The 25,782-nt window shown below is 71.9% G+C and carries 19 protein-coding genes and 1 pseudogene; 10 read left to right on the top strand and 10 right to left on the bottom strand.

Translation table 11 applies throughout. The features are described 5' to 3' along the window. Window positions 1-11: 11 nt before the first annotated feature. A complete protein-coding gene (locus AB0L59_RS18820; RefSeq protein ID WP_365584679.1) occupies window positions 12-1,982 on the bottom strand; it encodes a peptidoglycan recognition family protein in 1,971 nt (656 codons plus the stop codon). A gap of 259 nt (window positions 1,983-2,241) precedes the next feature. Further along, entirely contained in the window at window positions 2,242-3,387 is a 1,146-nt protein-coding gene (locus AB0L59_RS18815) for an aminoglycoside phosphotransferase family protein (protein WP_365584677.1), read from the bottom strand. 334 nt (window positions 3,388-3,721) lie between these two features. Here AB0L59_RS18815 and AB0L59_RS18810 point away from each other — a divergent pair, with 334 nt between their 5' ends. Further along, window positions 3,722-5,215: a hypothetical protein gene (locus tag AB0L59_RS18810; protein ID WP_365584674.1), complete on the top strand. Its 1,494-nt coding sequence runs from the start codon at window positions 3,722-3,724 to the stop codon at window positions 5,213-5,215. A 48-nt stretch (window positions 5,216-5,263) separates the two neighbouring features. Here the strand turns inward: AB0L59_RS18810 and AB0L59_RS18805 are convergent, their stop codons facing one another. Beyond that, on the bottom strand, window positions 5,264-6,694 hold the full coding sequence (locus AB0L59_RS18805) for a SpoIIE family protein phosphatase (RefSeq protein WP_365584671.1): 1,431 nt from the start codon (window positions 6,692-6,694) through the stop codon (window positions 5,264-5,266). Window positions 6,695-7,041: 347 nt separating this feature from the next. Here AB0L59_RS18805 and AB0L59_RS18800 point away from each other — a divergent pair, with 347 nt between their 5' ends. Together AB0L59_RS18800 and AB0L59_RS18795 are read left to right on the top strand one after the other, a co-directional pair. Then, window positions 7,042-7,458 carry an SsgA family sporulation/cell division regulator gene (locus AB0L59_RS18800; protein WP_365584669.1) on the top strand — a complete coding sequence of 139 codons (417 nt, stop codon included), beginning with the start codon at window positions 7,042-7,044 and terminating at the stop codon, window positions 7,456-7,458. A 130-nt stretch (window positions 7,459-7,588) separates the two neighbouring features. Continuing rightward, a complete protein-coding gene (locus tag AB0L59_RS18795) occupies window positions 7,589-9,613 on the top strand; it encodes a phosphocholine-specific phospholipase C (protein WP_365584666.1) in 2,025 nt (674 codons plus the stop codon). Here the strand turns inward: AB0L59_RS18795 and AB0L59_RS18790 are convergent. Together AB0L59_RS18790 and AB0L59_RS18785 are read right to left on the bottom strand one after the other, a co-directional pair. Continuing rightward, window positions 9,603-10,628, bottom strand: coding sequence for a Gfo/Idh/MocA family oxidoreductase (locus tag AB0L59_RS18790; RefSeq protein WP_365584664.1), 1,026 nt, complete (start codon window positions 10,626-10,628; stop codon window positions 9,603-9,605). The genes AB0L59_RS18795 and AB0L59_RS18790 overlap by 11 nt on opposite strands. A 96-nt stretch (window positions 10,629-10,724) precedes the next feature. After that, window positions 10,725-11,819, bottom strand: a complete 1,095-nt coding sequence (locus AB0L59_RS18785) for a chemotaxis protein (protein WP_365584662.1) — start codon at window positions 11,817-11,819, stop codon at window positions 10,725-10,727. Window positions 11,820-11,976: 157 nt separating this feature from the next. Here AB0L59_RS18785 and AB0L59_RS18780 point away from each other — a divergent pair, with 157 nt between their 5' ends. Then, the gene (locus tag AB0L59_RS18780; RefSeq protein WP_365584659.1) at window positions 11,977-12,756 is read left to right on the top strand and encodes an alpha/beta fold hydrolase; all 780 of its coding nucleotides are present in this window, start codon (window positions 11,977-11,979) and stop codon (window positions 12,754-12,756) included. Between the two features lie 279 nt (window positions 12,757-13,035). After that, window positions 13,036-14,877, top strand: coding sequence for an asparagine synthase (glutamine-hydrolyzing) (gene asnB, locus AB0L59_RS18775; RefSeq protein ID WP_365584657.1), 1,842 nt, complete (start codon window positions 13,036-13,038; stop codon window positions 14,875-14,877). Here the strand turns inward: asnB and AB0L59_RS18770 are convergent. Both AB0L59_RS18770 and AB0L59_RS18765 read right to left on the bottom strand, forming a co-directional pair. Further along, window positions 14,870-15,394 (bottom strand): DUF4232 domain-containing protein, encoded by a 525-nt coding sequence (locus tag AB0L59_RS18770; protein ID WP_365584654.1) that lies wholly within the window; start codon window positions 15,392-15,394, stop codon window positions 14,870-14,872. The genes asnB and AB0L59_RS18770 overlap by 8 nt on opposite strands. A gap of 130 nt (window positions 15,395-15,524) precedes the next feature. After that, on the bottom strand, window positions 15,525-17,129 hold the full coding sequence (locus AB0L59_RS18765; protein ID WP_365584652.1) for an alpha/beta hydrolase: 1,605 nt from the start codon (window positions 17,127-17,129) through the stop codon (window positions 15,525-15,527). A gap of 274 nt (window positions 17,130-17,403) precedes the next feature. Here AB0L59_RS18765 and AB0L59_RS18760 point away from each other — a divergent pair, with 274 nt between their 5' ends. From AB0L59_RS18760 to AB0L59_RS18750, 3 genes are all read left to right on the top strand, one after another. Further along, entirely contained in the window at window positions 17,404-18,084 is a 681-nt protein-coding gene (locus AB0L59_RS18760; RefSeq protein ID WP_365584650.1) for a chaplin family protein, read from the top strand. Window positions 18,085-18,177: 93 nt separating this feature from the next. Beyond that, complete coding sequence (locus AB0L59_RS18755) at window positions 18,178-18,699, top strand: hypothetical protein (protein ID WP_365584647.1); 522 nt, start codon at window positions 18,178-18,180, stop codon at window positions 18,697-18,699. Next, a complete protein-coding gene (locus AB0L59_RS18750; protein ID WP_365584645.1) occupies window positions 18,696-19,550 on the top strand; it encodes a GNAT family N-acetyltransferase in 855 nt (284 codons plus the stop codon). Before AB0L59_RS18755 ends, AB0L59_RS18750 begins: the two co-directional genes overlap by 4 nt. 24 nt (window positions 19,551-19,574) lie before the next feature. Here AB0L59_RS18750 and AB0L59_RS18745 read toward each other — a convergent pair. Then, a pseudogene (locus AB0L59_RS18745) lies at window positions 19,575-19,964 on the bottom strand (nucleoside deaminase); the annotation flags it as partial. A gap of 261 nt (window positions 19,965-20,225) precedes the next feature. Between AB0L59_RS18745 and AB0L59_RS18740 the strand changes: the two are divergent. Continuing rightward, window positions 20,226-21,002 carry a GNAT family N-acetyltransferase gene (locus AB0L59_RS18740; RefSeq protein ID WP_365584644.1) on the top strand — a complete coding sequence of 259 codons (777 nt, stop codon included), beginning with the start codon at window positions 20,226-20,228 and terminating at the stop codon, window positions 21,000-21,002. A gap of 7 nt (window positions 21,003-21,009) precedes the next feature. Here the strand turns inward: AB0L59_RS18740 and AB0L59_RS18735 are convergent, their stop codons facing one another. Beyond that, window positions 21,010-21,273, bottom strand: a complete 264-nt coding sequence (locus AB0L59_RS18735) for a GlsB/YeaQ/YmgE family stress response membrane protein (RefSeq protein WP_365584642.1) — start codon at window positions 21,271-21,273, stop codon at window positions 21,010-21,012. A gap of 210 nt (window positions 21,274-21,483) precedes the next feature. Between AB0L59_RS18735 and AB0L59_RS18730 the strand changes: the two genes are divergently transcribed. Continuing rightward, a complete protein-coding gene (locus AB0L59_RS18730) occupies window positions 21,484-22,944 on the top strand; it encodes a hydrolase (protein WP_365584639.1) in 1,461 nt (486 codons plus the stop codon). Here the strand turns inward: AB0L59_RS18730 and AB0L59_RS18725 are convergent. Beyond that, window positions 22,931-25,708, bottom strand: a complete 2,778-nt coding sequence (locus tag AB0L59_RS18725; protein ID WP_365584636.1) for a sugar-binding domain-containing protein — start codon at window positions 25,706-25,708, stop codon at window positions 22,931-22,933. The two genes, AB0L59_RS18730 and AB0L59_RS18725, sit on opposite strands and share 14 nt — an antisense overlap. Window positions 25,709-25,782 lie beyond the last annotated feature (74 nt).

The following is a 25,782-nucleotide window of genomic DNA, read 5'->3' as shown; positions in this document are numbered from 1 at the left end:
GCCTAGCGCGGTTAGCGGGCCGCGCCCTCGAGGGTCACGTCCGCGGCGCGGACGAAGCCGACCCGGTGGCCGTACTGGATCTCGTAGTACAGGTCCTTGCCCACCACGACCCGGTGCGAGTCGGTGGTGAAGGTGACCGAGTAGTAGTACTCGCCCGGTACCTCGTCACCGACCACGTACTTCTGTCCCGCCGGGATCGTGTACGGCAGCGGGACGACCGACTGCACGGGGACTCCCGCCGGATAGGCCTCCTTCTCCGGGTAGGCCCTGCCGTACACCGGGATGCTCGCCAGGCCGTCCTTCGGGGTGATCACCAGCCCCTTGGCGGGCACCGCCGTCGGCGCCTTGCGCGGATTCTCGAACCAGGCCTTCTGGCCCAGGTACCAGATCGCGGTCCAGTCGCCCCAGTGGTCCGCCACCGCGTACTGCTGACCGGTGGAGGCCCGGGAGGACAGGTCGTTCACGTCGATGGTCGGGTCCTTCTTCAGCCCGATGTCCTTGATCAGCGGCGCGTTCACGTCGTGGTCCGAGTACAGCCGCACCTCGCCGGAGCCGTGCGCCGTGCACGGCTCGCCGCCGGTGGTGCAGCCCGTGTAGGCCGGCTGGTTCGAGGCGTAGTCCGGCAGGATCGTGACCAGTCCCGCGTGCTTGCCCGCGGTGCGCTCGAAGGGGTGGCCCAGCAACTGGAAGTAGTGCCGCCAGTCCCAGTACGGGCCCGGGTCCGTGTGCATACCGGGGATCGTGGACGCGGTCGGACCGGGCACGTTGTCGTGACCCAGGATGTGCTGCCGGTCCAGCGGGATGTCGTACTTCCGGCTCAGGTACTTCACCAGCCGGGCCGAGGAGCGGTACATCGCCTCCGTGTACCAGGCGTCCGGAGCAGCGAGGAAGCCCTCGTGCTCGATGCCGACGGACCGGGCGTTGATGTCCCAGTTGCCCGCGTGCCACGCCACGTCCTTCGCCTTGACGTGCTGGGCGATCAGACCGTCCGTGGAGCGGATGGTGTAGTTCCACGACACATAGGTGGGGTCCTGGATCAGGTTCAGCACACCGTCCCAGGCGCCCTCCGTGTCATGGATGACGATGTACTTGATGCTCTGCGACACCGGTCGGTCGCCCAGGTCGTGGTTGCCGTAGTCGTCGTTCCCGAACTGCGCGTACGGCGCCCAGACCGCCTCGCAGGACACCGACCTCGGGCACTCGACGTCGTCCGTGGGCAGCGTGTGCAGGCCGGCCCGGTCCAGCTGGGCGGTGTCGGCGGTCAGCCCCGGCTCGGCCGTGAGTGCGACCAGCTGGCCGTCGTCCGTGGTGCGCTCCTCTCCGGTGCGCAGGACGTCGTACACGTCGTTCGCGTACGCCGCCGCGGTCGCCGAGTCGTCGGCGCCGGAGAAGCGGGCCACCGCGCCGTACCAGTCGGCCGGGTCGGCGCTCAGCGGCTCGCCCAGCCGCTTCTGGGCGTCGGCGAGCAGGGCGGCGCCGCCGGCCACGTTCGCCGCCGGGTCGGTGCGCAGCCGCTCGGCGGTCAGGCCGGTCAGTTCCGCCGCCTTCGGAAGGGTCTTCAGGCGGGCCGGGAGCGTGGACTCGGCCGGCACCTTGATGTCGGGGTGCACGGCGGCGCGGGCGCTGTCGCCACGGGCGTCCTCGGCACCCTCGGCGAGGTGCTCCGTGGTGGCGATCGCGGTCCGTGCGTCCGTGAGGTGCATCGGGCCGTAGCCGCCGGACACGCTGGGCGCGCCGGCGTGCCAGTCCCAGCGGGACTGGAGGTAGGAGACGGCCAGGAGGACGCTCTGCGGCACGTGGTACTCGGCCGCGGCGGTGGCGAAGGCGCGCTGCAGCCGGCCCGCGGAGGAGTCCGCGGCGCCGTGGGCGGGGGCCGCGCCGAGCAGCGGCAGCAGCAGGGCCGCCGAGGCCAGGGGGCCGGCGGCCCGTCGCAGTTGTCTGTGGCCGGGGGTGGACGTGGGATCGGTGGCGGAACCTCGCAATGCGGCCTCCTGTGACGGGCGGGCGTGGCGGGGCGTGCGGGCGCGAGCTGGGTCAGTGGTACCGGCTTGCCGACGATCCGTCAATGATGCCTTGCTGAAGGCGATTTCCCACGTCACGGAGGTATGCGGCGAGTTTCGCCGTGGTGGTGCGCGGGCCTGCGGGGCGTCACTGGCGTACACCACTGGTCACAGCCGGCCCGGACGTACGAAGGTCCGCGGTGCGCCGCCGCTCTGGCGCACCGCGGAGCCGTCGTCCCCGTCAGCGAGTGCCGACCGCCGCTCGGACGGCCTTGCGGGCCATCTGGCAGTCGTCGTGCAGCCGCCTGAGCAGCAGCCGCTGTTCCTCGCCGGACGGCGCAGCACCCGGGTGGGCCATGCCCGGTGCCGCCGGGGCCACTTCGTGCATCGAACGCTGCACGGCCGTTTCGTAGGTACGGATCTCCCGGGTCAGCACCAGCATCAGGTTCACCAGGAAGGCGTCCCGGGAGGCTGGGCCCGCCGCCTGGGCGATCTGGCTGATCTGGCGCCGGGCGCCCGGCGCGTCCCCGAGGACCAGCCACAGCGTCGCCAGGTCGTACCCCGGCAGATACCAGCCCGCGTGCTCCCAGTCCACCAGCACTGGACCGGCCGGTGACAGAAGGATGTTCGACAGCAGGGCGTCGCCGTGGCAGAACTGCAGCATCCCCTGGCGGCCCACCTCGTGGGCGATGCCGAGCAGCAGCTTCTGGAGGTCGCCGAGGTCCCGGTCGGTGAGCAGACCCAGCTCGTGGTACCGGGAGATCCGGGCGCCGTAGTCCAGCGGCCTGTCGAAGATGCCCGCGGGCGGCCGCCACGCGTTGACCCGGCAGATCGCGCCCAGCGCGGCCCGGATGTCCGCGCGCGGCGGCGCCTCCGCCGGATGCCGTTGCAGTGCCGCCACGCGGCCCGGCATCCGCTCGATCACCAGCGTGCAGTTGTCCGGATCCGCCGCGATCAGCCTCGGCGCACGGACCGGGGGCCGGTGCCGGACGAACGAGCGGTATGCGGCTATTTCATGACGGAACCGCTCGGCCCAGGCGGGCGAGTGGTCCAACAGACACTTGGCCACGGCCGTGCTGCGCCCTGTCGTCCCGACGAGGAGGACGGACCGTCCGCTGCGCCGCAGCACCTGCACCGGAGCGAACTCCGGACAGATCCGGTGCACCGAGGCGATCGCGGTGCGCAGCTGCGCGCCCTGGGGGCCGGACAGGTCGAGTCTTCCGCTGAGCGGTTGGCTGCCGGGCTGGCCCGGGACGCGCCGGGGCCGGCCCGCGACCGGGACGGGTCCACCCGGACGCGCCACCGGGTCGAGGTACGGCCCGCCACCCGCGGGGCGGGGACGCAGCGGCCGGGGCGGGGCGGACACGGAGGACGATGCTGCGTACATGGGAGATACAGATCCCTTCGTGTGCCTGCGGTGCCTGCCTGTGTTGCCTGCTCGGCGCACATGCGCGGGGCCGGTGCTCCGGGGAGCCCGTACTCCGATCGCATGTACCGCGAGCGTGCGCCTGCCCGGCCCGGCCGCAGGGGTGCACCCTGGGGAATGCACCCGCAGGCTCCACAAGAGGCGAGCGGCGACCGGGTCGGGGTGGCGCGTTCCTACTCGACACCCGATGCCCAGTGGCACACCATCTGGCGCACCCTGGCGAACCCTGGCGAATAGTCGCCCGGCAACCTCCACCGGGCTACTGTCAACTCAGCCGAGAACCTGGGGGCTTGACGTGAGCGGACAACCCAACACCCGCCTTGCGGACCTGTTCGGCCTGGCCGGCTGGTCCAAAGGGGAACTCGCGAGGCTGGTCAACAAGCAGGCGGCGGCCATGGGCCACCCCCAGTTGTCGACCGACACCTCCCGGGTTCGGCGGTGGATCGACACGGGAGAGATCCCGCGCGATCCCGTACCGCGGGTGCTGGCGGCTCTGTTCACCGAGCGTCTCGGCCGTGTCGTGACCATCGAGGACCTCGGTCTGGTGCGGCACGGGCGTACGGGAAAGCGGCAGGGCGACGGGATCGAAGAACATCCCGACGGTGTGCCGTGGGCGCCCGAACGGACCGCCGCGGTCCTCACCGAATTCACGGGAATGGACCTCATGCTCAACCGACGCGGCTTGGTGGGCGCGGGTGCCGCGCTCGCCGCGGGATCCACACTCAGCAGCGCCATGTACGACTGGTTGCACACCGACCCGACACTGAAGGCCGACGCCCCCGTCCTCGACGACCCCCTGCACGCCGACCCCGCTGGGTTCGACCGTTATGAGGCCGCCCCCATCGGGTCGCAGGAGATCGAGGAACTGGAGCGCTCGGTCGAGGTGTTCCGCGCCTGGGACGCGGCCCGCGGCGGCGGGCTCCAGCGCAAGGCGGTCGTGGGCCAGCTCAACGAGGTGGGCGGCATGCTCGCCTACCACCATCCTCCCCATCTCCAGCGGCGCCTGTGGGGCGTCGCCGCCAACCTCGCCGTCCTCGCGGGCTGGATGTCGCACGACGTCGGCCTGGAGCCCACGGCGCAGAAGTACTTCGTCATCGCCGCCCATGCCGCGAGAGAGGGCGGAGACCGGCCGCGCGCCGGCGAGGCCCTGTCGCGGGCGGCCCGGCAGATGGTGCACCTCGGCCGGCCGGACGACGCCCTGGACCTGATGAAGCTCGCCCAGTCCGGCGCCGGCGACCGCCTGCAGTCGCGCACGAAGGCGATGTTCCACACCATCGAGGCCTGGGCGCAGGCGTCGATGGGCAAGGGCCAGGCGATGCGCCGCACTCTGGGGCAGGCGGAGGACCTCTTCGTCTCCGACCGGCAGGACGCCGAACCGCCGGACTGGATGCAGACCTTCAAGGACGAGGACCTGTACGGCATGCAGGCCCTCGCCTACCGCACGCTGGCCGAGTTCGACCCGAGCGCGGCCGCGCACGCCCAGCACTACGCGGAGAAGGCCCTGGCCCTGCGGATCGACGGGCGAGAGCGGTCGAAGATCTTCGACCATCTGTCCATGGCGTCGGCCTGCTTCATCGCCGACGACCCCGAACAGGCCGACCGCTACGCACGGCTGGCCCTGATGTCGATGGGTTCGAACTCCTCGCGTCGCACCTGGGACCGGCTGCGCCAGATGTACCGGCTGACCGCGGAGTACGCCGGCTATCCGAAGATCCACGAACTGCGGGAGCAGATCCGGCTCGCCCTGCCCAAGCCGAGGACCAAGGGCACGGGCAGCGCACAGGCCTGAGCGCACAGGCACCGGGCCTGTGCGCCGGACCGCATCGGTGACGTCACCTCATGCGGTGACCCTGGCGACGAGCACACAGGCGTCGTCCTCGCGTCCGGCTCCGCCGAACTCCTCGGCCACCGTGCGCACGCAGTCCTGAGCGGTGCGTGTCGCGCCGAACCGTGGGGCGAGGTCGAGCAGGCGGTCCACGGCCGCGGTCGGGCTGTGCCCCGGCACCAGCCCGTCGGTGTACAGCAGCAGGAGGTCGCCCGGTCGCAGGGTCTCGACGGCCTGTCCGTAGACGGCTCCGGAGGTGGCGCCGAGCAGGACGCCGTCGGGTGCCTTCAGCATGCGCCCCGTCCCGTCGCGGTACAGCAGCGGGGCGGGGTGTCCTGCCTGCGCCCAGACGAGTGTGTGGGTCTCGGGCCGGTAGCGGCAGCAGACGGCGCTGCCGAGGGCGGGCTCAACGGTGGCGTCCAGCAACTGGTTGAGCATGCCGAGGAGTTCGCCCGGCCGGGTCCCGGCCACGGCCATGCCGCGTACGGCGCCGAGCAGCATCGCCATGCCGGAGGCGACGGCCACCCCGTGCCCGGTGAGATCACCGACGCTGAGCAGGGTCTCGCCGTCGGACAGTTCCAGCACGTCGTACCAGTCGCCGCCGAGCGCTGCGGTGGTCGCCGCGGTGAGGCGGCGGGCGGAGAGGTCGAGGGTCCGCGGTCCCTGGTGCGGGAGCCGCAGGGAGCCGCGCCAGGGCGGTAGCACGGCTTCCTGCAGCTCGGCCGCGATCCGGTGTTCGGTCTGCTCCTGCCGGCGATGGTGCTGCAGCGAGTCACGGGTCTCGCGCACGGTGCGCCGGCAGCGGCGCAGTTCGCTGACGTCCCGCAGCACGGCCCACATCGAGGCCGTGCCGCCGTCGGCGCCGAGCACCGGTTCGCCCATCATGTGCACCGCCCGTACCGAGCCGTCGGGCCGTACGACACGGAACTCCCCGTCGATGGGCTTGCCGTCGACCAGGCAGTCCGTCACCATCGCGGTGAGTCCCGGCCGGTCGTCCTCGAAGACCACCGAGGGCAGTTCGTCCAGGGTGAGGGCCGGGGAGGCCGAATCGAGCCCGAGGATCTGGTACAGCTCCCCGGACCAGGTCGCCTCGTCGGTCAGCAGGTTCCAGTCGGCGCTGCCGACGCGGCTGAGCAGCGACCCGCCCGGGCCGGCGTCCGGTACCGGACGGGCGGCGGGCGCCCCGGCGGGCTCGGCCGGCGCGTCGTCCGGGCCGTCCCGGAGCTGGGCCAAGTGGGCGTCCAGATCCTCCAGTTGGTGCAGCGCGAGGTCGTACAGGGCCCGCTGCCAGCGTTCCTCCGGGTCCGAACCGTCGTTCCGGGTGTCCCGCCGCACGGCATCCACGTCGCCCCTGAGCCGCCTCGCCTGCGTGATCAACGCCTCGACCGAGCCGCGTCCGGGGGGCTGGGCGGCTGGTCGGTCCGCGGAGACTGGGGACGGCATGACGCACTCCGTTGGGGGACGATACGGCCAGGGAGGGGCGGGGGACCGTTACGACTGTCGCACAGCCCGCGACGCCCCGTAAGGGATTTGGCAACACACGATACGGTGGTGCTTCCGGCATATGCCAGAGTCTTCCCGGAGTGATCCCGACGCACGAATGACGTACCCGCTCGGCAGTCCAAGTCGTAGCGACGCTACGGGAGTTGCTGCAAGCGGGTCGCGTCTGCCCGGTGCTCACTCATATGTTCGTCACTCCAGTGTTCCCATATACCGCGGTCGTCTTGTACCTGCCGAATTCTGACCGGATTTGGCGGCATGTGAGGCCGCCCCGCGGAGTCCATTAGGGCATGGATGCCATCACTGTCGAACAGTCCGCCCAGGCGCGGCTCATCACCGCCGAGGACCAGGAGCTCCCCGTGCCGGCCACGCTGCGCTACACCACGGGGGACCCCCTGGCCGTCTTCGTCGACTTCCCCGCCGAGGCCGCCCTCGACGGCGAGGAGGTCACCTGGGTCTTCGCGCGGTCCCTGCTCGACCAGGGGCTGCGCGCTCCGGCCGGCCACGGGGACGTGCAGATATGGCCGTACGGCCGCACCCGCACGGTCCTGGAGTTCCACTCCCCGCACGGACTCGCCCTGCTGCAGTTCCCCGCGTCGGCGCTGCGCCGCTTCCTGCTGCGCACCTACGCGGTGGTGGCGGCGGGACAGGAGGACGTGGGCGGGGTGGTGGAACAGGGACTGAGCGCCCTGTTCGGCGGGGTGTGACGGGGGCCCTGCCGACTTTGACTCCTGTTCACCTTCGCCTCACCGCATCGGTATGGACCCTGACGATCACCGCGGGCACGCTGGCGCGCGGTGTGCCGCAGGGGCACCGACGACGACGAGGACGGGGCGAATGACACCGATCAGCCGAAGAGGCTTCGTGGGGCTCGGCGCATCCGTGGCGGCGGGTGTCGCTCTGGGCGGCGCCGGCACCCGCACGGCAGCGGCAGCGACCGCGGCGACGGGCACGATCCAGGACGTCGAACACGTGGTGATCCTCATGCAGGAGAACCGAAGCTTCGACCACTACTTCGGCCGGCTGAAGGGCGTGCGCGGCTTCGACGACCGCAGCGGCATCACCCTCAGCGGCGGCTACCCGGTCTTCAACCAGCCGAACGGCACGGGCCGCCAGTACCCGTGGAAGCTCAGCGCGACCCCGTCCGCGGGCGGCAAGGACGGCGAGACCCTGGCGCAGTGCGACGGCGACCTGCCCCACTCCTGGTCCTCGCAGCACTCCGCCTGGAACAAGGGCCGCATGGACAACTGGGTCGCGGGCGTCGGCAACGTCCGCTCGCTCGGCTACCTCGACCGCTCCGACATCCCCTTCCACTACGCGCTCGCCGACAACTACACCATCTGCGACGCCTACTTCTGCTCCACACTCAGCGCCACCGGCCCCAACCGCACCTATCTGTGGAGCGGCAAGGTCGACTCCTCCAGCTACGACGGCGGCGACGAGTCCGGCCTGACCTGGCAGAACTACGCCGAGGCGCTGCAGGCCGCGGGCGTGAGCTGGAAGGTCTACCAGAACGCCGCCGACAACTACGGCGACAACGGCTGCGCCTACTTCAGGAACTTCGCGAACGCCAAGGCGGGCGACCCGCTGTACGACCGGGGCATGTCCTCGGTGCCCAAGGCGACCGGCTCGACCCCCGACGACATCGCCGCCGCCATCAAGGCCGACGTGCTGGCGGGCACGCTGCCGCAGGTCTCCTGGGTCGTCCCCAACCAGGCCTTCTCCGAGCACCCCTACGCCCCGCCCGGCGACGGCGCCCACTTCGTGAACCTCGTCTACCAGGCCCTTGCCGCCGACCAGGACGTCTTCGACTCGACCGTCCTGTTCCTCAACTACGACGAGAACGACGGCTTCTTCGACCACGTGCCCCCGCCCGCGCCGCCCGCCGGAACGGCCGGCGAGTTCCTCAACGGTGTGCCGTACGGCTTCGGCTTCCGCGTCCCCCTGCTCGTCATCTCGCCCTGGACGCGCGGCGGCTGGGTCTCCTCGGAGGTCTTCGAGCACACCTCGGTGCTCCGCTTCCTGGAGACCTGGACGGCGGCCCTGGGCAAGCCGGCCAAGTGCGCCAACATCAGCGACTGGCGCCGCAAGGTCAGCGGTGACCTCACCGGGGTCTTCGACTTCGCCAACCCGGTCCACGGCCCGGTCTCCCTGCCCGCCACCAGCGTCATCGGCCTCAGCACCTGCGGCCCGCTGCCCAACCCGGTGCCGACCGACAACGCCCTGCCCGCCCAGGAGCCCGGCACCCGCCCGGCCCGCGCGCTGCCGTACCAGCCGGGCGGCTACCTGGACCACCTGGAGTTCGGCGCGGCCGGCAAGATCCTGGCCTGGTTCACCATGACCAACCAGGGCGCGCCGGCGTCCCGGGCGGCCCACTTCTCCATCCATCCGAACGCCTACCGAGACACCACGCCCTACCAGTACACGGTCGACGCGGGCGGCACCGCCTCGGACTACTTCAACATCGGCACCGGCTTCGGCGGCGGCAAGTACGACCTGACCATGGTCGGTCCGAACCGCTTCCTGCGTCGCTTCCAGGGCGACGCGACCAGGGCGGGCAAGACGGCCGAGGTGAGCACCCGGTACGCGGTCGAACCGGGCACGGGCAGACTGGCCGTCTACTTCAAGATGGCCAACTCCGGCTCGTCGTCGGTGAAGTTCACCATCACCTCCAACCACTACCGCGGCGACGGGCCCTGGACCTACACCGTCGCCGCCGGTGCCTCGACGGAGGACTACTTCAACGCGGTCGCCTATCAGAACGGCTGGTACGACTTCACGGTGACCGTCGACTCCGACGCGACCTGGTCGCGACGCTTCACCGGACACCTGGAGACGGGTGCCACGAGCGTCAGCGGCTGACCTCGGCGTACAGGTCCGGGCGCGGGGCCAGGTGGACGGCAGTACGGCCGCCGGTCTCCAGCGCCCGGACCCCCGCCTCGGCGACGGCGGATGCCGCGTATCCGTCCCAGGCGCTCGGGCCGGTGACCTCGCCCCGCCGGGTGGCGTCGACCCAGGCCTGCACCTCGCGGTCGTAGGCGTCGGCGAAGCGGACGAGATAGTCCTGCGCCACCTCCTCGCGGGCGCCGTCCGCCGTCGTGACCACCATGGTGTGCGCGTCGCCGATCCGCGCGCTGCCCTTCTCGCACACGGCCTCGCAGCGCACCTGGTAGCCGAAACCGCAGTTCACGAAGACCTCGACGTCGACCAGAGCGCCGCCTGCGGTCTCGAACAGCACGAACTGCGGATCGAGCAGGCCCTCGGGGGCCTCCGCGGACGGCGCGGGACGCAGCACGGTCACCGCCGTCAGCTCCTGCCCGAGCAGCCAGCGGGCCGCGTCGATTTCGTGCGAGACGGAGCTGTTGATCAGCATGGCGCTGGTGAAGTGGCCGGGGGAGGAGACATTCCGGTGGGTGCAGTGCAGCATCAGGGGCCGGCCCAGACCGCCGCCGTCCAGCAGCGCCTTCAGCCGCCGGTACTCGGCGTCGTAGCGGCGCATGAACCCGATCTGCGCCAGCCGGCGGCCCAGCCGTGCCTCGGCCTCCACGACCCGCAGCGCACCGCTGGAGTCCGGCACCATGGGCTTCTCGCACAGCACCGGCAGCCCGCGGGCGAACGAGGCGAGCAGGGCCTCCTCGTGGGCGGGGCCGGGGGAGGCGATCAGCACGGCCCCGACCCCGGGCGCGTCGAGCGCGGCCGCCGGGTCGGCGTGCACGGTCACTCCCTCGAGGCCGGCCACCGCATCCCCGGCCCGCTCGACATCGGGGTCGGCCACCGCCGCGACCCTGGCTCCGCTGACCACTTGGTCGAGACGACGTATGTGGTCGGCTCCCATGTGTCCGGCTCCCAGTACCGCCACTCCCAGCAGGTCACCCATGCGTGCGCTCCCTAACCCCGACGATCACGCCGTAGCGTACGCCGCGCAGGGAGCGCTGCTTCGGGGCGCCGGGGAGCGCGGGGGACCGCCCGGGCCTCAGTACCTCAGTACGCCCGCCATCCCGTTGGCGTCGCCCAGTGTGCCGTCGGGCACGAAGCGGACCTCGGCGCCGGTCTCCAGGCACTGCTCGACGATCTCGTCCACGATGTCCTCGCGGGCGTCCAGATCGCCGCGCTCGGCCGGCACCAGGTGTTCACCGAGGTCACTGACGGTCGCGCGGTAGTTCTCCTCCACGGCGAGCAGCCGCACCCGGCCTTCCCGGGCGCTCTGCCACAGCTCGTCGAGACCGGCGGCGAAGGTGCGGTGACCGCGTGCCGAGGTCAGCTCCCGGACCACGGCCGTGGTGCCTTTGCGGGCCTCGGCCTCCAGCACCGGCCGCAGCGCCTGCCACACCGCGTCGGGACCGGCGTGCGCGAGGCCGCCGTGCGGGACGTGGACGGCCACCTTGGCGGCGCTGCCGACCTCGTCCAGCAGGGACAGCGCCGCCTGCTCGCCGGTGACGTAGAGCGGCCGTGGCTGCTCGCGCAGGACCGTGCTCATGGCGGTGTCCGCCTCGCGCAGGAACTGCCGGGTGCCCTCGTCGCTGAAGGTGCTCGGCAGGCCACCCGTGCGCATCTGGCGCTCGGGGTCGAAGTTCTCCTGCCTGCGCTCGAGCGGGAAGCCGCCCGAGCGGTCCTCCACCACACGATCCTCGCCGCCGCTCCACAGGGTGACGCGGTCAGCGGAGACGGACAGCACCCAGAACGGGCGCTCGGCGGCCTGTGCGGCGACCAGGTTGCGGGTGAGGAAGGTGTCCGAGAGCACCACCCGCTCGGGGACGGGACGGGCCAGGGACCACACCTGGTGCTCGCCCGGGGCGGCGAAGATCACCAGGCCGTCCTCGGCATGCGCCAGATCCACCTCCGCCAATGCCCGGTCGAGCTGCGCCACGACGTCGTTGCGCCGCTCGCGGGTGACGGCGGGATCGGACTCCAGGCGCCTGCGCGCCTCGGTGACCACATTGCGCAGCCGGACGGGATCCTGCCCGTTCTGGGGTTCGCGGCGGTGCGTGGGGGTCAGCACGGACACCGCCGGATACGGACGCGGTCGCCGCAGTTCGGCGAGGGTCGCGGGACTCAGTGCGTGCTCCATGACAGCACGATAGGTCCTCGCGACGGGTCCGGCATTCGGGGTGATCCGCGCCGGAAGGGGTCACGGAATCCCGTGCCCGACAACGGTGACGCGGTGCCCTGCGGGCGGCTACCGTACCGGCCAGTAACCGGACCGCGGCGCACCCCAGGAGGCCTCAATGCCACAGCTCGAAGTCGACGGAGCGGCCCTGACGTACGACGACGAGGGTCCCCGTGACGCACGGGAGGTGCCCCTGGTGTTCGTCCACGGCTGGACCGCCGACCGGCACCGATGGGACCACCAGATCGCGCACTTCTCCGAAAGACGCCGGGTGATCCGGCTGGACCTGCGCGGCCACGGGGAGAGCACCGGGGCCGGGGTGCGCACCATCGCGGAGCTGGCGCAGGACGTCCTGGCCCTGCTCGACCACCTGGACGTCGAACGGTTCGTGCCGGTCGGCCACTCGATGGGCGGGATGATCGCGCAGACCATCGCGCTGGCCCACCCCGAGCGGGTGGAGCGCATGGTGCTGGTGGGCTCCATCGGGCGGATGACGTACAGCCGTGGCCGGGGCCTGCTCATGGCCGCCTCCACCCTGGTGCCGTATCGCCTGTTCGTGGCCGCGAACATCCAGCGCGCCTTCGCGCCCGGTCATCCGCGCGAGGAGATCCGCGCGCACATCCGCGCCTCCGCCGCGACGCCGCGCGAGGTCGTGATGACGCTGTACGGGGCGATGCGCGCCTTCGACGTCCTCGACCGGGCCGCCGAGATCCGCACGCCCACCCTGATGGTGCACGGCTACCACGACGTGCAGCTGCCCGTGCGGCAGATGCTCCGGATGGCCAAGGCCTATCCGGACGCGGTCGTCCGCATCCTCGACGCGGGCCATGAGCTGCCGCTGGAGAAGCCGGCCGAGCTGACCGCCGTACTGGACCGGTTCGTGAGCGAGAAGCCCTGACACACGCGCAGCTTGGACAAGTTTTTGCCTGTGGCCTGTTCGTGGCGGCATGGGTCCGGCGGCACGGGTTTCGCGGGATTTCGCGCGAGCAAAACACGGCTGAAACCATGAGGGCTGTGGGTCGTCCGTGTTACCCCCGAGTTGACTGCCTGAGGCAACCGACGGAGGCTCGTCGTATAGGTGCTCGATACAACTGGTTTGCCGCCCGGTCCCTGGTTCACCCGGGAACGCCCAGGTGAGCGCGGGATGCGGCGGCGAGCCGGAGGCAGGAGGCAGCGCATGTGCGGCATCACCGGATGGGTCTCCTTCGACCGTGACCTGGCCACGGAGGCCCCCACACTGCATGCGATGACCGAGACGATGGCCTGTCGCGGCCCGGACGACCGCGGCACCTGGAGCGAGGGCCCGGCCGCCTTGGGCCACCGCCGGCTCGCGATCATCGACCTTCCCGGCGGCCGTCAGCCGATGTCCCTCGACACCCCCGAGGGAACCCTGGCGATGGTGTACTCCGGGGAGGCGTACAACTTCACCGAACTGCGCCGTGAACTGGAGGGCCGCGGTCACCGGTTCACCACCGACTCCGACACCGAGGTCGTGCTGCACGGCTACCTCGAATGGGGTGACGCGGTCGCCGAACGGCTCAACGGGATGTACGCGTTCGCCGTGTGGGACGGCCGTCACGACAAGCTCGTGATGATCCGCGACCGCATGGGCATCAAGCCGTTCTACTACCACCCCACCTCCGACGGCGTCCTGTTCGGTTCCGAGCCCAAGGCGATCCTCGCCAATCCGCTGGCCCGCCGCCGGGTCGCGCTGGACGGGCTGCGGGAGCTGCTCGTCATGATCAAGACACCCGGACACGGCATCTGGGACGGCATGCGAGAGGTCGAGCCCGGCACGGTCGTCACCGTCGACCGCTCCGGCCTGTCCACGCGCGTCTACTGGCGCCTCGAGACCCGTCCGCACACCGACGACCGCGACACCACCATCGCCACCGTGCGCTCGCTCCTCGACGACATCGTGCGCCGGCAGCTGGTCGCCGACGTGCCCCGCTGCACCCTGCTCTCCGGTGGCCTCGACTCCTCCGCGATGACCGCCATCGCGGCGCGGCAACTCGCCGAGCAGGGCGAGCAGGTGCGCAGCTTCGCCGTCGACTTCGTCGGCCAGGCCGACAACTTCGTCGCGGACGAACTGCGCGGCACCCCCGACACGCCGTTCGTGCACGACGTGGCCAAGCTCGCCGGCACCGATCACCAGGACATCGTCCTCGACGCGCAGTCCCTCGCCGATCCCGCCGTGCGCGAGCAGGTGATCCGTGCCCGCGACCTGCCGGCCGGCTTCGGCGACATGGACGCCTCTCTGCTGCTGCTCTTCCGCGCCATCCGCGAGAAGTCGACGGTGGCCCTGTCCGGCGAGTCCGCCGACGAGGTCTTCGGCGGCTACCTGCAGTTCTTCGACGAGCAGGCGCGCCGCGCCGACACCTTTCCGTGGCTGGTCAGCATGGGCCGGCTCATGGGCGACGACGCCGAGGTGCTGCGCGCCGACCTCACCAAGTCCCTGGACCTGGAGGGCTACGTCGCCGACGGGTACCGCACCGCCGTCGCCGGCATCGAGCGGCTGGACGGCGAGAGCGACTTCGAGTACCGGATGCGGCGGATGAGCCACCTGCACCTGACCCGCTTCGTACGCGCCCTGCTCGACCGCAAGGACCGGATGAGCATGGCCGTCGGCCTGGAGGTCCGGGTGCCGTTCTGCGACCACCGGCTCGTCGAGTACGTCTACAACGCCCCCTGGGCGCTGAAGTCCTTCGACGGCCGGGAGAAGAGCCTGCTGCGGGAGGCGGCCGCGGACGTCCTGCCACGCTCGGTGTACGAGCGGGTCAAGAGCCCCTACCCGTCCACGCAGGACCCGCGGTACGCCCGGGCCCTCCAGGAGCAGGCCAAGGAGCTGCTCTCGCGGCCCTCCCACCGGGTCTTCGACCTCGTCGACCGCGAGCGGCTCCGGCAGGCCGCCGAACGCGAGGCGCCGGTCAGCACCCAGGCGGCCCGGCGCGGCCTGGAGCGCACCCTGGACCTCGCGCGGTGGCTGGACGTGTACGACCCCGAGGTGGTCCTCAGCTGAGGCCGACGGCCCGGTCCGCGGCCGCTCGCGTGGGCTGCCACCACGTCGTCACCGGCTCCCACACCAGGACCCGCCTCCCGGTGCCGAGCTGCGCGGCGGTGAAGGAGCGGCCCCGGTGGGCGGCCGAGGCGGCCACGGTCACAGCGCCCACCCGGCGGGCCTCGGGGTCCGCCGGGTCGGCGATGGTGCGGACGTCGGCGTAGGCGGTGCGGCCGGGGGCGAGCCGGTGGCTTCCGGCGCCGCCGTGCGGTGTCGGCAGCGCGGCGCCGTCCAGGTTCCCGAAGGTCACCGTGGGCACGCGGTCGACGACGCACGCGCGGGCGCCCTGGTTGGTGACACCGACGCGCAGCACGGTGGGCTCGCCGGCCGCGGCCTTCGCCCGGACCGTCAGCGACTTCTCGGCACAGCGGACGGGCTGGGCATGGGCCGCGGCGGCCCGACTCTGCGGCGCGGTCAGCAGCAGGACCGCCGTGGCGGCCGAGGCGGCGGGTACGGCGATGGCGGCGCGGATGCGCATGGGCGTCCCCCCTGTCGTGGGCACGTACGGGCTGCGGCGGCCGGAGCACGCCTGCTCGGTGTGACGGCCGGACGGAGCGGAGGGTTGCGCCGCATCCGCGGCTGTCACCCGCTTGCGTCCCCAGCCCTCGTCAGGAGGTGGTGTTCGTGGTGGCGCTCCAGTCAGCGCCGTCCGCCGGGCAGGAGCTGCCGTTCGGCGGCAGGGTGTCGTAGAGCAGGAAGTCGTTGATCTTCTGGTGCACGCACGAGGAGGACGAGTAGCCGGTGTGGCCATCGCCCTTGTTGTCGAGCACCACCGCCGACGAGCCGAGCCGTGCGGCCGTCTCCACCGTCCACCGGTACGGCGTCGCCGGGTCGCCGCGCGTGCCCACGAGCAGCATCTTCGCCGAGTCGACGTTCTTCACCCGCTCGCGGATGAAGTCAGTGCCCTTGGGGCGGCCGTAGCACATGAGCAGCTGGGTGAGCCGGTAGCGGCCGAAGACCGGCGAGGCCTGCTCGTACTCGGCCTGCATGGCCCTGAGCTCTTTGGTGAGCTGGGCCGCGTCGGGCCGGTCGGGGTCGTCGGCGCAGTCGATCGCCATCAGCGCGGCGTCGAGGTTGTCCACCGGGACGTCCTGCGGGTCGACCAGACGCCTGTTCTCGCGGTCTCCGCCGAGGGGCAGGCCGGAGCCCCCGGAGGCGAAGGCCAGTACGCCGCGCGTGTCGCCGTCCTGGACCAGCGAGGAGAGGGCGCGCTCCAGCGAGGGCCACAGCTGCTTGCTGTAGAGGCCCTGCCCGATGGTGCCCACCAGGTCCTGTCCGGAGAACGAGCCGCCGAAGTCCGTCGGGACCGGTTTCCCGTCCAGGGAGTGCACGAGCCGGACCACCTGGTCCCCGGCCGCACGCCGGTCCTGACCGAACGGGCAGGCGACGTCCGTCGTACACCAGTCCAGGAAGTCGTCCAGCGCGGTCTGCTGGCCCTCGGCTCCGGCCAGCCCCTGCTCGGTCAGGGGCTCGGTCAGGGTGTCCACCCCGTCGAGGGCGAGCCGGCCGACCTTGTGCGGGAACTGCGCCGCGTACACCGCGCCGAGCCGCGTTCCATACGAGAAACCGAGGTAGTTGAGCTTCTTGTCGCCCAGCGCCTGGCGGATGACGTCCAGGTCGCGGGAGGCGTTCACGGTGCCTATGTGGGCCAGCACCGGGCCGGAGTGCCGGGCGCACTCGACGGCGGCCTTCCGCAAGTTCGCGAGCAGCGCCTGCGGGTGCGCGAGGCCGTCGTCGCCGCCCGTCGCGGCCGAGGCGTCCGCGCCGCCCTCGCCGCAGCTGACGGGGGAGGACCGGCCGACGCCGCGCGGATCGAAGGTGACCACGTCATAGCCGTTGGTCAGGTCCATGAACTCCTTGCTGTCGGTGGCCAGTCCGGATATGCCGGCGCCACCGGGGCCGCCGAAGTTCAGCAGTACCGAGCCCTGCTTCTTGCCGGTGGCCTGGTAGCGGGCCAGCGCCACGTCGAGCGTGCCCGCGCCGGGCCGGGCGTAGTCGAGCGGGACGGTGACCTTCGCGCACTGGAGGTCCTTCGGCATGTCGGGGCCCTTGCAGGCCGCCCAGGTCACCTTCTGCCGGTAGAAGTGGGACAGGTCGGGCTGCGGCCGGTCGCCCGCGGCCGCGGGCAGTCCCGCCCCGAGCAGTGCCAGGGCGAGGGCTCCGGTAGCCGCGCAGCGCCGCACGGCGGGCCGTGTGGACGGCTTGGCCTGCATCGATCGCCTCCCGGGACGCCTGTCGCGGACCGGGGACGGCGCCCTCGGTTCACCATAAGCGGGGCCCGGCCGGCCCGCCTCCCGGCGAGCCGGGGTGGCACCCGGTGCCGTAGGCTTCGCTCCTTTTCGTGGTCGTTGTTCGGCTTTACGAGCAGTTCGATAACTGCGTCACTCGTGCGAGTGAAATGCCGATAAGCCATAACTCGGATGGTTCTCATGCGTTTTAAGGGGGGCGGGTGAGTGCCCGCGACGAAGTCTGGAAGGCAGGGAACCTATGAGACGGGCTACCCGTAACGGTGTGATCGCCGTCGTCGCCGCCACCGGCGCGATGGCCGTGGCGCTGCCGGTGTCCGCCGCCTTCGCGGCCGACGGCGCCACCGCCGACGGCTCCGCGGCCGACTCGCCGGGGCTGATCTCCGGCAACGGCATCCAGCTCCCGGTGCACGTGCCGGTGAACGTGTGCGGCAACACCGTGAACGTGGTCGGGCTGCTCAACCCGGCCGCCGGCAACGCGTGCGCGAACCGCGGTGCCGGAAAGGCCGGGTCCGCGGCGTCCGGCGGTGCCTCGGCACACGGCGGCGCGAAGGACTCGCCCGGCGTGCTCTCCGGCAACGGCATCCAACTCCCCGTCGACCTGCCGGTGAACGTCAGCGGCAACAGCGTCAACGTGGTCGGCCTGCTCAACCCGGCCCTGGGCAACCAGTCGGTCAACGGCCCGGGTGACCAGCCGCAGACCCCGCGCCACCCCCGCACCCCGCGCCACCCCCAGAGTCCGGCCCCGAAGCCGCCGGCCCCGAGGCACCGCTCCCACCCGCGGCCGGCCCCGCAGCCGCCGATGGCCACGCTGGCCCACACCGGCACGGACGTCACCGCACCGGCCGTCGCCGGCAGCGCGGCGCTCCTCCTCACGGGCTCGGTCCTCTACCGGCGGTTCCGCCCGGGCCGCACCCGCTGACCCGTCCCCTCCCCAGCCCCACCGGACGCCGGCCCGGTGGGGCTTCGCGCGGGTGCGAGCCGGCGGCGCGGCGGGATGCAGTACGTTGACCCGGTGACGGACGGCATACGGGGACGATGGCGGGCGCTGCCACGCCGGGCGCGCTGGACCCTCGTGGTCTACGCCGGCGGTTTCCTGGAGGGAACCTGCTCCCACGTCCTCGACCTGGCGCGGGGCGGGCTCCACGCCTATGCGGCCTTCGGCCCGCTTCCGTTGCAGGTCTTCTTCCTCGCCCTGGTCCTCCTCGACCCACTGATCGTCGTCCTGGCGCTCCGGGCGGGGTCCGGGGGCGCCCGGCTGGCGGGTGTCGTGGCGCCGCTGGACGCCCTCGCCAACTGGTACGTCAACTGGCCCTGGGTGAAAGCGGATCCGGCGGGCCTGCTGCGCCCGGTAGGGCTGCTGCCCATCACCCTCTTCGGGATGTTCGTCGTCGCCTCGCTGTTGCCGCTGCTGCGTGCCCTGAACGGCCGGGGCGCGCGGCGCGCGACGGCTGATCCTGCCGTGGCGCGGCCCCCGTTGATCCGGAAGGATGCGGCACGGCAGTCCGGTCCCGACGGAAATGGAGCGCACCTATGACCTCTGCGGCCCCCCACGACCTCGTCGTCACACAGGCCACCCTCGACGACTGGCCCGTGATCGCCGGATGGGCGGCGGCGGAGGGCTGGAATCCCGGACTGTCCGACGGGCCCGCCTTCTTCGCCCAGGATCCCGACGGGTTCTTCCTCGGCCGGATCGACGGGGAGCCGGTGTCGGCCATCTCCGTGGTGAACCACGGCTCGGACTACGCCTTCCTGGGCTGCTACCTCGTCCGCGCCGACCTGCGCGGTCACGGCCACGGCCTCACCACGTGGAAGACCGCCCTCGCCCATGCCGGCGAACGCACCGTCGGCCTGGACGGCGTGGTCGCCCAGCAGGACAACTACCGCCAGTCCGGCTTCGAACTCGCCCACCGCACCATCCGGTTCACCGGCACCGCCTCGCGGTCCGGGAAGCCCGCGGGCGTCCGTCCGGCCGGTTCCGCCGACCTCGCCGCGATCACGGCCTACGACAGCGCCTGCTCCCCGGCCGACCGTCCGCGCTTCCTCGCCGAGTGGCTCACCGGCCCCGGCCACCACGCCTTCGTCCGCCACGACGGCACCCGCGTCACCGGATACGGCGTGCTGCGCCCCGGCCACGACAGCCTGCGCATCGGCCCGCTCTTCGCGGACACCGCCGACGACGCCCGCGCCCTGTTCGCGGCGCTCACGGCCGACGCCGACGGACGCGAGGTCGCCATCGACGTGCCCGAGCCGAACGCGGCCGGGGTCGCGCTCGCCGAAGGGGCCGGATTGCGGGCCTCGTTCGAGACCGCCCGCATGTACACCGGGGCGGTCCGCGAGTACGCCCGGCACCGCGTGTTCGGCGTCACCACGCTCGAACTCGGCTGATTCTCGGGAGCGTTGCCCCTGCAAGCGGCGGTGCAGCTCCCGCACCGCAGGCGCCGGCGCCGGCACGGGGCCCTCGACGGCGACGCCGGGCGCGACCTCGTGGCCGGGCAGCGGCGGCACCGGCGCCTCCGGCGCGCCCGACTCGGCCGGCCACTTCGTCGACTGGGCGGACGAAGCGGCGTACACGATGCGGCCGAGCCTCGTCCAGGCGTGCGCGGCCGCGCACATCGGGCAGTGCTCGCCGGACGTGCAGACGGTGGCCGCCGCACGCTCTTCGGTGCCGGGCGGGAGGCCGGCCGGCGGGCCGGCTCGAACTCCGGAAGGCGGGTGTGATCGCCGCCGGCCACCGGGTTGCGGTCCCCGGCCGTCCGCGGCCACGAGCACGGACCCGAAGGCCGGCGGATCCGCGGCCTGCCGGACTCCGGACCGACCACCGAGATGATCCGCGCCAGCCTGCCGTGCTTCTCCGCCCCCGGCAGGCTCCCTCCGCCCGCCGAGTGCGTGGCCCGAGACCGCCGCCCTCGTCCAGGGGCACATCGCGCACATCCAGTCCAGCGTCGACTGCACGGCCCACCACCGAGCCCGGCTCAGCGCCTGCCTGGCCGCCGTACGGCCGGCGGTCCGGGAAGGCTGATCCCGTTGACCGGGCCGAACTCTCATGGTCGAGTGGCGGGCATGGATCACACGACGATGCTGGCCCGCTACGACCGGGAGATGCGCGAACACGCGCGTCCCGACGGCCCCGGTGCCCGGATCGAACGGGCCGGCGCGGTGGTGCGTCAGGTCGCGGACGCGCAGGGCTGGAACGGTGTGCTCTGGTCCGGTCTGGAACCGGCGGGCGCGGACCGCGCGATCCAGGAGCAGATCGCCTACTTCACCGGTCTCGGGCGTGACTTCGAATGGAAGCTCTACGGCCACGACCGGCCGGACGACCTCGGGGCGCGGCTGCGCGCCGCCGGATTCCGGGCCGAGCCCGACGAGACGCTGCTGATCGCCGAGACCGATCGGCTCGCCTCACACACCGAACCGCCCGCGGGCGTCCGTCTCGTGCGGGCCACCGACCCGGCCGGCGTCGACCTGGTCGTGGACGTGCACGAGAAGGCGTTCGGCACCGACGGCACCCGGCTGCGGCACCGGCTGCTCGCCCGGCTCGCCGCCGACCCGGGGACGGTCGTCGCCGTGGTCGCGCTCGCCGGGGACGAACCCGTCGGTGCGGCCCGGACGGAGCTGGTGCCCGGCACCGGGTTCGCCGGGCTCTGGGGCGGCGGCACCGTCGAGGCCTGGCGGGGCCGGGGCGTCTACCGCGCCCTGGTCGCCCACCGCGCCCGCGTCGCCGCCGCCTGCGGCTACCGCTACCTCCAGATCGACGCCTCGCCGATGAGCCGCCCGATCCTCGAGGGCCTCGGCTTCCACGCGCTGAGCACCACGACCCCCTACCTCTACGGGACGTGAGCCCGGGTCAGCGGCGCACCCGCGCCCGGTCCAGCGCCGCGATGCCCACGGCGGCCAGGGCGATCTGGATGAACCACTCGATCCAGTCGGGCCCCTTGGTGTCGGCGACGCCGAACCCGGCGGCGATGGCCGAGCCCAGCAGCGCGGCCACGATGCCGACGACGATGGTCCACAGGATGCCGACGTGCTGTCGTCCTGGGACGACCAGGCGTCCCAGGACGCCGATGACGAGCCCGATGACAATGGCGCTGATGATGCCCGAGATCTCCATGTCCACCCCTTTGGTCTTGCCTCCCGTCCACCATCTGCCCGCTGTAAGCGGAGGCACTCCACTTCGGTTGTCGCGGCAGTTCTCTGTTCATCGGACCTTCATGCCATGTACCTTTCAAGCATTTGACGCGTGTAGAACCCTCAAGCGGGCTCTACGCGCGCAGACTTGGCGCCGCACCGCCTCTCCCCACCCCTCATGGAGGTTCGTCGGATGCTTGGATCCAGGAGATCCCGCCGCAGACTCACCACCGCCCTGGCCGGATTCGGGCTGCTCCTCACCGGGGCCGCCGTCCAGGTCGGCAGCGGCACCGCCGCCCACGCGGCGACCCCGCACCGCATCCTGTTCGACAACGCCCACGCCGAGACGGCCGGGAACGCCGACTGGATCATCTCCACCAGCCAGCCCGACCCGCTCGGTCAGGACTCCTCGCCCTCCTCGGAGACCGACTGGACCGGCGCCCTCTCCTCCTGGGGGGTGGCGCTGCAGAAGACCGGCGACTACAGCCTGAAGACGCTGCCGTCGGGTTCCAGCCTCAGCTACGGCGGCTCGTCCTCGACCGACCTGTCGAACTTCGACACGCTCGTCCTGCCGGAACCCAACACGAAGTTCACCACCGCCGAGAAGACGGCGATCATGAACTTCGTCAAGAACGGCGGCGGTCTGTTCATGATCTCAGACCACACCGGGGCCGACCGCAACAACGACGGCTACGACGCGGTCCAGATCCTCAACGACCTGATGACCAACAACAGCGTCGACTCCACCGACCCGTTCGGCTTCTCCATCGACTCGCTGGACATCAGCTCCGGCTACCCGGCCGCGATCAGCGACAGCACCGATCCGGTGTTGCACGGCTCGTTCGGCACCGTCACCAAGAGCCTGATCGCCGACGGCACCACGGCCACCCTCAAGCCGTCCGACAACTCGTCCGTCAAGGGCCTGGTCTACCGCAGCGGCTACTCCGGCAACACCGGCGCCTTCTTCCTCACCAGCACCTTCGGCAGCGGCCGCGTCGCCTTCTGGGGCGACAGCTCCCCGATCGACGACGGCACCGGCCAGTCCGGCAACACCCTGTACGACGGCTGGAACGACTCCGGCGCCACCAACGCGGCCCTCGCCCTCAACGCCACCGCCTGGCTGGCCGGTTCGGGCACCAGCGGCGGCGGCGGAGGAGGCGGGGGCGGCGGCACCGGCACCTGCACCGCCGCCCAGCTCCTCGGCAACAACGGCTTCGAGTCCGGCAACAGCACCTGGAGCGCGTCCAGCGGGGTCATCACCAACTCGACCGGTGAGCCGGCCCATGCGGGCTCGTACTACGCCTGGCTCGACGGCTACGGCACCGCCACCACCGACACCCTCTCCCAGTCGGTGAGCATCCCGTCCGGCTGCTCGAAGGCGACGCTCAGCTTCTACCTGCACGTAGACACGGCCGAGACCTCGACCAGCACGGCCTACGACACCCTGAAGGTCCAGGTGCTGGGCAGCTCCGGCACGGTCCTCGGCACCCTGGCCACCTACTCGAACCTCAACGCGGCCTCCGGATACACCCAGCGCAGCTTCGACCTCAGCAGCTACGCCGGGCAGACCGTCACGCTGAAGTTCACCGGCACCGAGGGCGCCCAGTACCAGACGTCGTTCGTCGTGGACGACACCGCGCTCAACGTCGGCTGAACCGGCCGGGGGTGGGCCCGAGCGGCCCACCCCCGCCGAGTCGGGTCGCCGGCACCGTCCGTTCCGGGGTGTTCCAGCCGGAGACCCGCACAGCCGGAACCGAGCCGTGCAGATCGTCCGTCCGGCAGGTCGCGGTCAGCGTCACCGACTCGCCCGGCCACAGGCTCACCTCGTCGTCCGACCAGTGCACCGGCAGCACCGGCGACCCCTGCGCCCCCACGAGGTGGACGTCCGTCAGCAGCGCAGGGGTCCTGCCGCGGCCGGTGTTGCGCAGGGTGACGGTCGTGGTCGACGTGCCGTCCGACGACTCCGTGCTCGCCGTCGCCGACACCGGCACCCGTGCCATCGAGGTCAGCCCCTTGAGATCGGCGTAGCCGGTCGTCGGCGTGTAGTACCAGGTGGTACCGGACCAGTCGAGGGTGTCGGGCCGGGTGGAGAGCCAGTACACGTTCCGGCTCACCTGCTTGCCGTGCGCGTCCGTCAGGTCCAGGCGGAGCAGATACGTCGACGACAGTCCGCTCACCGCGGACGGCAGGGTGAGGGCGGTGGTGTGCGCGCCGTCGCCGTCCACCGACACCCCGCTCACCCTCTTGTCGTACTTCTGCGTGCCGTCGGGGTCGAAGAGCGTGGCGCGGGCGGTGAGTCCGCTCACCTGGGCGTGCCGGTGGTTGACGACGACGACCGAGCGGTTGTCGTACGAGTACTGGACGTGCAGCGGCTCGTTCGCCTTCTTGGCGCCGAAGTAGGCGCCGCCCTGGTCGAGGTACCGGTCCGTCAGCTGCCAGTGCAGGGACGTCCAGCCGCTGTTGAACATCCAGTGGATCACTCCGGTGGAGGGTGCGGCGGAGTCCGTGGCGTTGCGCCCGTAGGCCTCGAACTGGGCGCGTACGTTCTCGTACTGCGCCAGCTGGGCCTTGCGCACGTAGTCGGCGAGACCGGTGGGGGCGCCGTAGCGGCCGGTGAGGGCGGCGTCGTAGATCTTGAGCGTGCCGAAGACCGGGGACGGCGAGCGGTGGTACTGCTTCGCCTCCGGGTCCCTCCAGAGGGTGTCCAGTTCGGCCGGGGCCAGCATCCGGCGCAGGGTGTCGAGCGTGGGGATGCTCGGGCCCGCGCTGGTCTCGGAATTGAAGCCGGTGGCCCCGCCCTCCCGTTTGGCGTACCAGTAGCCGGGCGGCACCCAGTCGTACGGCCCGGTCATCTTCAGGCCCGAACCGCCCAGCCGCGCGGAGGAGTTGTCCGAGGCGGCGGAGACGACCGGATCGGGCCAGTCGGCGGACTTCAGTGCGTCCAGGTACGTCTTCTCGATCGTGGCGTCGGGGGCGAAGTCGCTGCCGATCAGGAAGGAGATCACGCTCGGGTGGTCGCGCAGCCGGGCGGCCTCGGCGGCCATGGAGGCCTTGGCCACCGGATAGTCGGCGCCGGTCCACGGCTCGCCGGGCTCGCCGGCACCGTTGACGTTGCCCTCCCACTTGTCGCAGCACTCCCAGCCCGGCAGGGTGAGGATGCCGTACCGGTCGGCCAGGTCGAAGAACTCGTCCGGCTCCAGGTGCCCCTCCAGGCGGATCGTGTTCAGACCCAGGTCGCGGGCGTACGTCAGCCGGTCCTCGACATAGGTGCGGTCCCAGCGCAGGAACTCGTCGGGCGACCAGCCGCCGCCCTTGATCAGCAGACGGCGGCCGTTGATCCGGTACTGGCGCGCCCCGTCCGCGTTCAGCGGGGCCCGCACATCGCGGATGCCGAAGGTCTCGTGCGCGGTGTCGGACGTCGTACGGGCGACGGACGCGGTCAGATCCAGGTCGTACAGCGGCTGTCCGCCCATCCCCGCGGGCCACCACACCCTCGGCGAGGTGAGGTGCAGGCCCGGCGTGTCGGCGGGGGAGAAGGCGACGGTCCTCTTCTCATGGGCGGCGAGCCGCACCCGCCGGGTGAAGATGGTCGCGCCGATGCGCCCGGTGACCTCGGCGGTGACCGGGCTGCCGGTGTCGTTGCGGGCCTCGGCCTTCACTGTCAGGTCGGCGGAGGCGAGCGACGGCACGGCCGGCTTGGTGACGACATGGGTGTCGCGCAGCGCCACCGGGCCGCCCCTGCGCACCAGGACGTCCCGGACGAGGCCCATGTTCCGGTCGGGCGGCGGCTGGAGCCAGTCGATCCAGCCCATGGTGAGGTCCTTGTTCGGGTCGTTGGGCCGGACGCGGAAGGCGACCGTGTTGGTGCCGGGCCTGACGAGCGAGGTGACGTCCAGCTCGTGGTGCGTGTAGGCGCCCGTGACGTCGGCGGCCCGCGCCACCTGGTGGCCGTTCACATAGACGTCGGCCGCCGAGATCACTCCGCTGAAGTCGAGGGAGGTGCGCCGCGCGGTGTCCTCGACGGTGAAGTCGGAGCGGTACCACCAGGGCACCTGGAAGTCGGCCGACGGGATCTTCCGCTGGTTGGCGGAGAAGAACGGATCGGCGTACACCCCGTCGGCGAGCAGGGCGGCCAGGACCGTGGACCGAGGTCCCGTCGGATACCAGCCCTTCGCCGGATAGCCGGGGGAGGAGACGGCCGCCGGGGAGTCGCTCACCTTCGCGGAGGACTGGATGGCGTAGCCGGCGAGCGGTGTGCCGGTGCCGGCCGCCGCGGGGACACGGGTGGTCCGGGGGTGCCCGAGCGGCGGTGCCGGGTGCCGGGCGCCGGCCCAGGCGCCGCTGGTCAGCGAGCCGAGCAGGCCGAGGACCAGCGCGGTGACCGCGTACCGGCGGGCGGGGGCGGGGCGAGGGAACACGGCGGTCTCCAGCCTCGTAAAGTTAGGAAACTTTACTAACCTGGTTCAAGCTAGGACGCCGCACCGGTCGTGTC

Origin of the sequence: Streptomyces sp. NPDC052109 (assembly GCF_040680195.1) — a bacterium.
In the GTDB taxonomy this organism is placed as follows: domain Bacteria; phylum Actinomycetota; class Actinomycetes; order Streptomycetales; family Streptomycetaceae; genus Streptomyces.
Note: the sequence above shows the minus strand (reverse complement) of the source record. Positions and strands in the feature narration are given on the sequence as shown.

Coding starts and splice junctions, on each gene's coding strand:
- AB0L59_RS18735 (WP_365584642.1), bottom strand. CDS start 21,273: ATGGAGATCTCGGGCATCATCAGCGCCATTGTCATCGGGCTCGTCATC.
- AB0L59_RS18790 (WP_365584664.1), bottom strand. CDS start 10,628: ATGGGTGACCTGCTGGGAGTGGCGGTACTGGGAGCCGGACACATGGGA.
- AB0L59_RS18805 (WP_365584671.1), bottom strand. CDS start 6,694: ATGCCGTCCCCAGTCTCCGCGGACCGACCAGCCGCCCAGCCCCCCGGA.
- AB0L59_RS18730 (WP_365584639.1), top strand. CDS start 21,484: ATGCTTGGATCCAGGAGATCCCGCCGCAGACTCACCACCGCCCTGGCC.
- AB0L59_RS18765 (WP_365584652.1), bottom strand. CDS start 17,129: ATGCAGGCCAAGCCGTCCACACGGCCCGCCGTGCGGCGCTGCGCGGCT.
- AB0L59_RS18750 (WP_365584645.1), top strand. CDS start 18,696: ATGACCTCTGCGGCCCCCCACGACCTCGTCGTCACACAGGCCACCCTC.
- AB0L59_RS18770 (WP_365584654.1), bottom strand. CDS start 15,394: ATGCGCATCCGCGCCGCCATCGCCGTACCCGCCGCCTCGGCCGCCACG.
- asnB (WP_365584657.1), top strand. CDS start 13,036: ATGTGCGGCATCACCGGATGGGTCTCCTTCGACCGTGACCTGGCCACG.
- AB0L59_RS18740 (WP_365584644.1), top strand. CDS start 20,226: ATGGATCACACGACGATGCTGGCCCGCTACGACCGGGAGATGCGCGAA.
- AB0L59_RS18795 (WP_365584666.1), top strand. CDS start 7,589: ATGACACCGATCAGCCGAAGAGGCTTCGTGGGGCTCGGCGCATCCGTG.
- AB0L59_RS18800 (WP_365584669.1), top strand. CDS start 7,042: ATGGATGCCATCACTGTCGAACAGTCCGCCCAGGCGCGGCTCATCACC.
- AB0L59_RS18815 (WP_365584677.1), bottom strand. CDS start 3,387: ATGTACGCAGCATCGTCCTCCGTGTCCGCCCCGCCCCGGCCGCTGCGT.
- AB0L59_RS18780 (WP_365584659.1), top strand. CDS start 11,977: ATGCCACAGCTCGAAGTCGACGGAGCGGCCCTGACGTACGACGACGAG.
- AB0L59_RS18785 (WP_365584662.1), bottom strand. CDS start 11,819: ATGGAGCACGCACTGAGTCCCGCGACCCTCGCCGAACTGCGGCGACCG.
- AB0L59_RS18760 (WP_365584650.1), top strand. CDS start 17,404: ATGAGACGGGCTACCCGTAACGGTGTGATCGCCGTCGTCGCCGCCACC.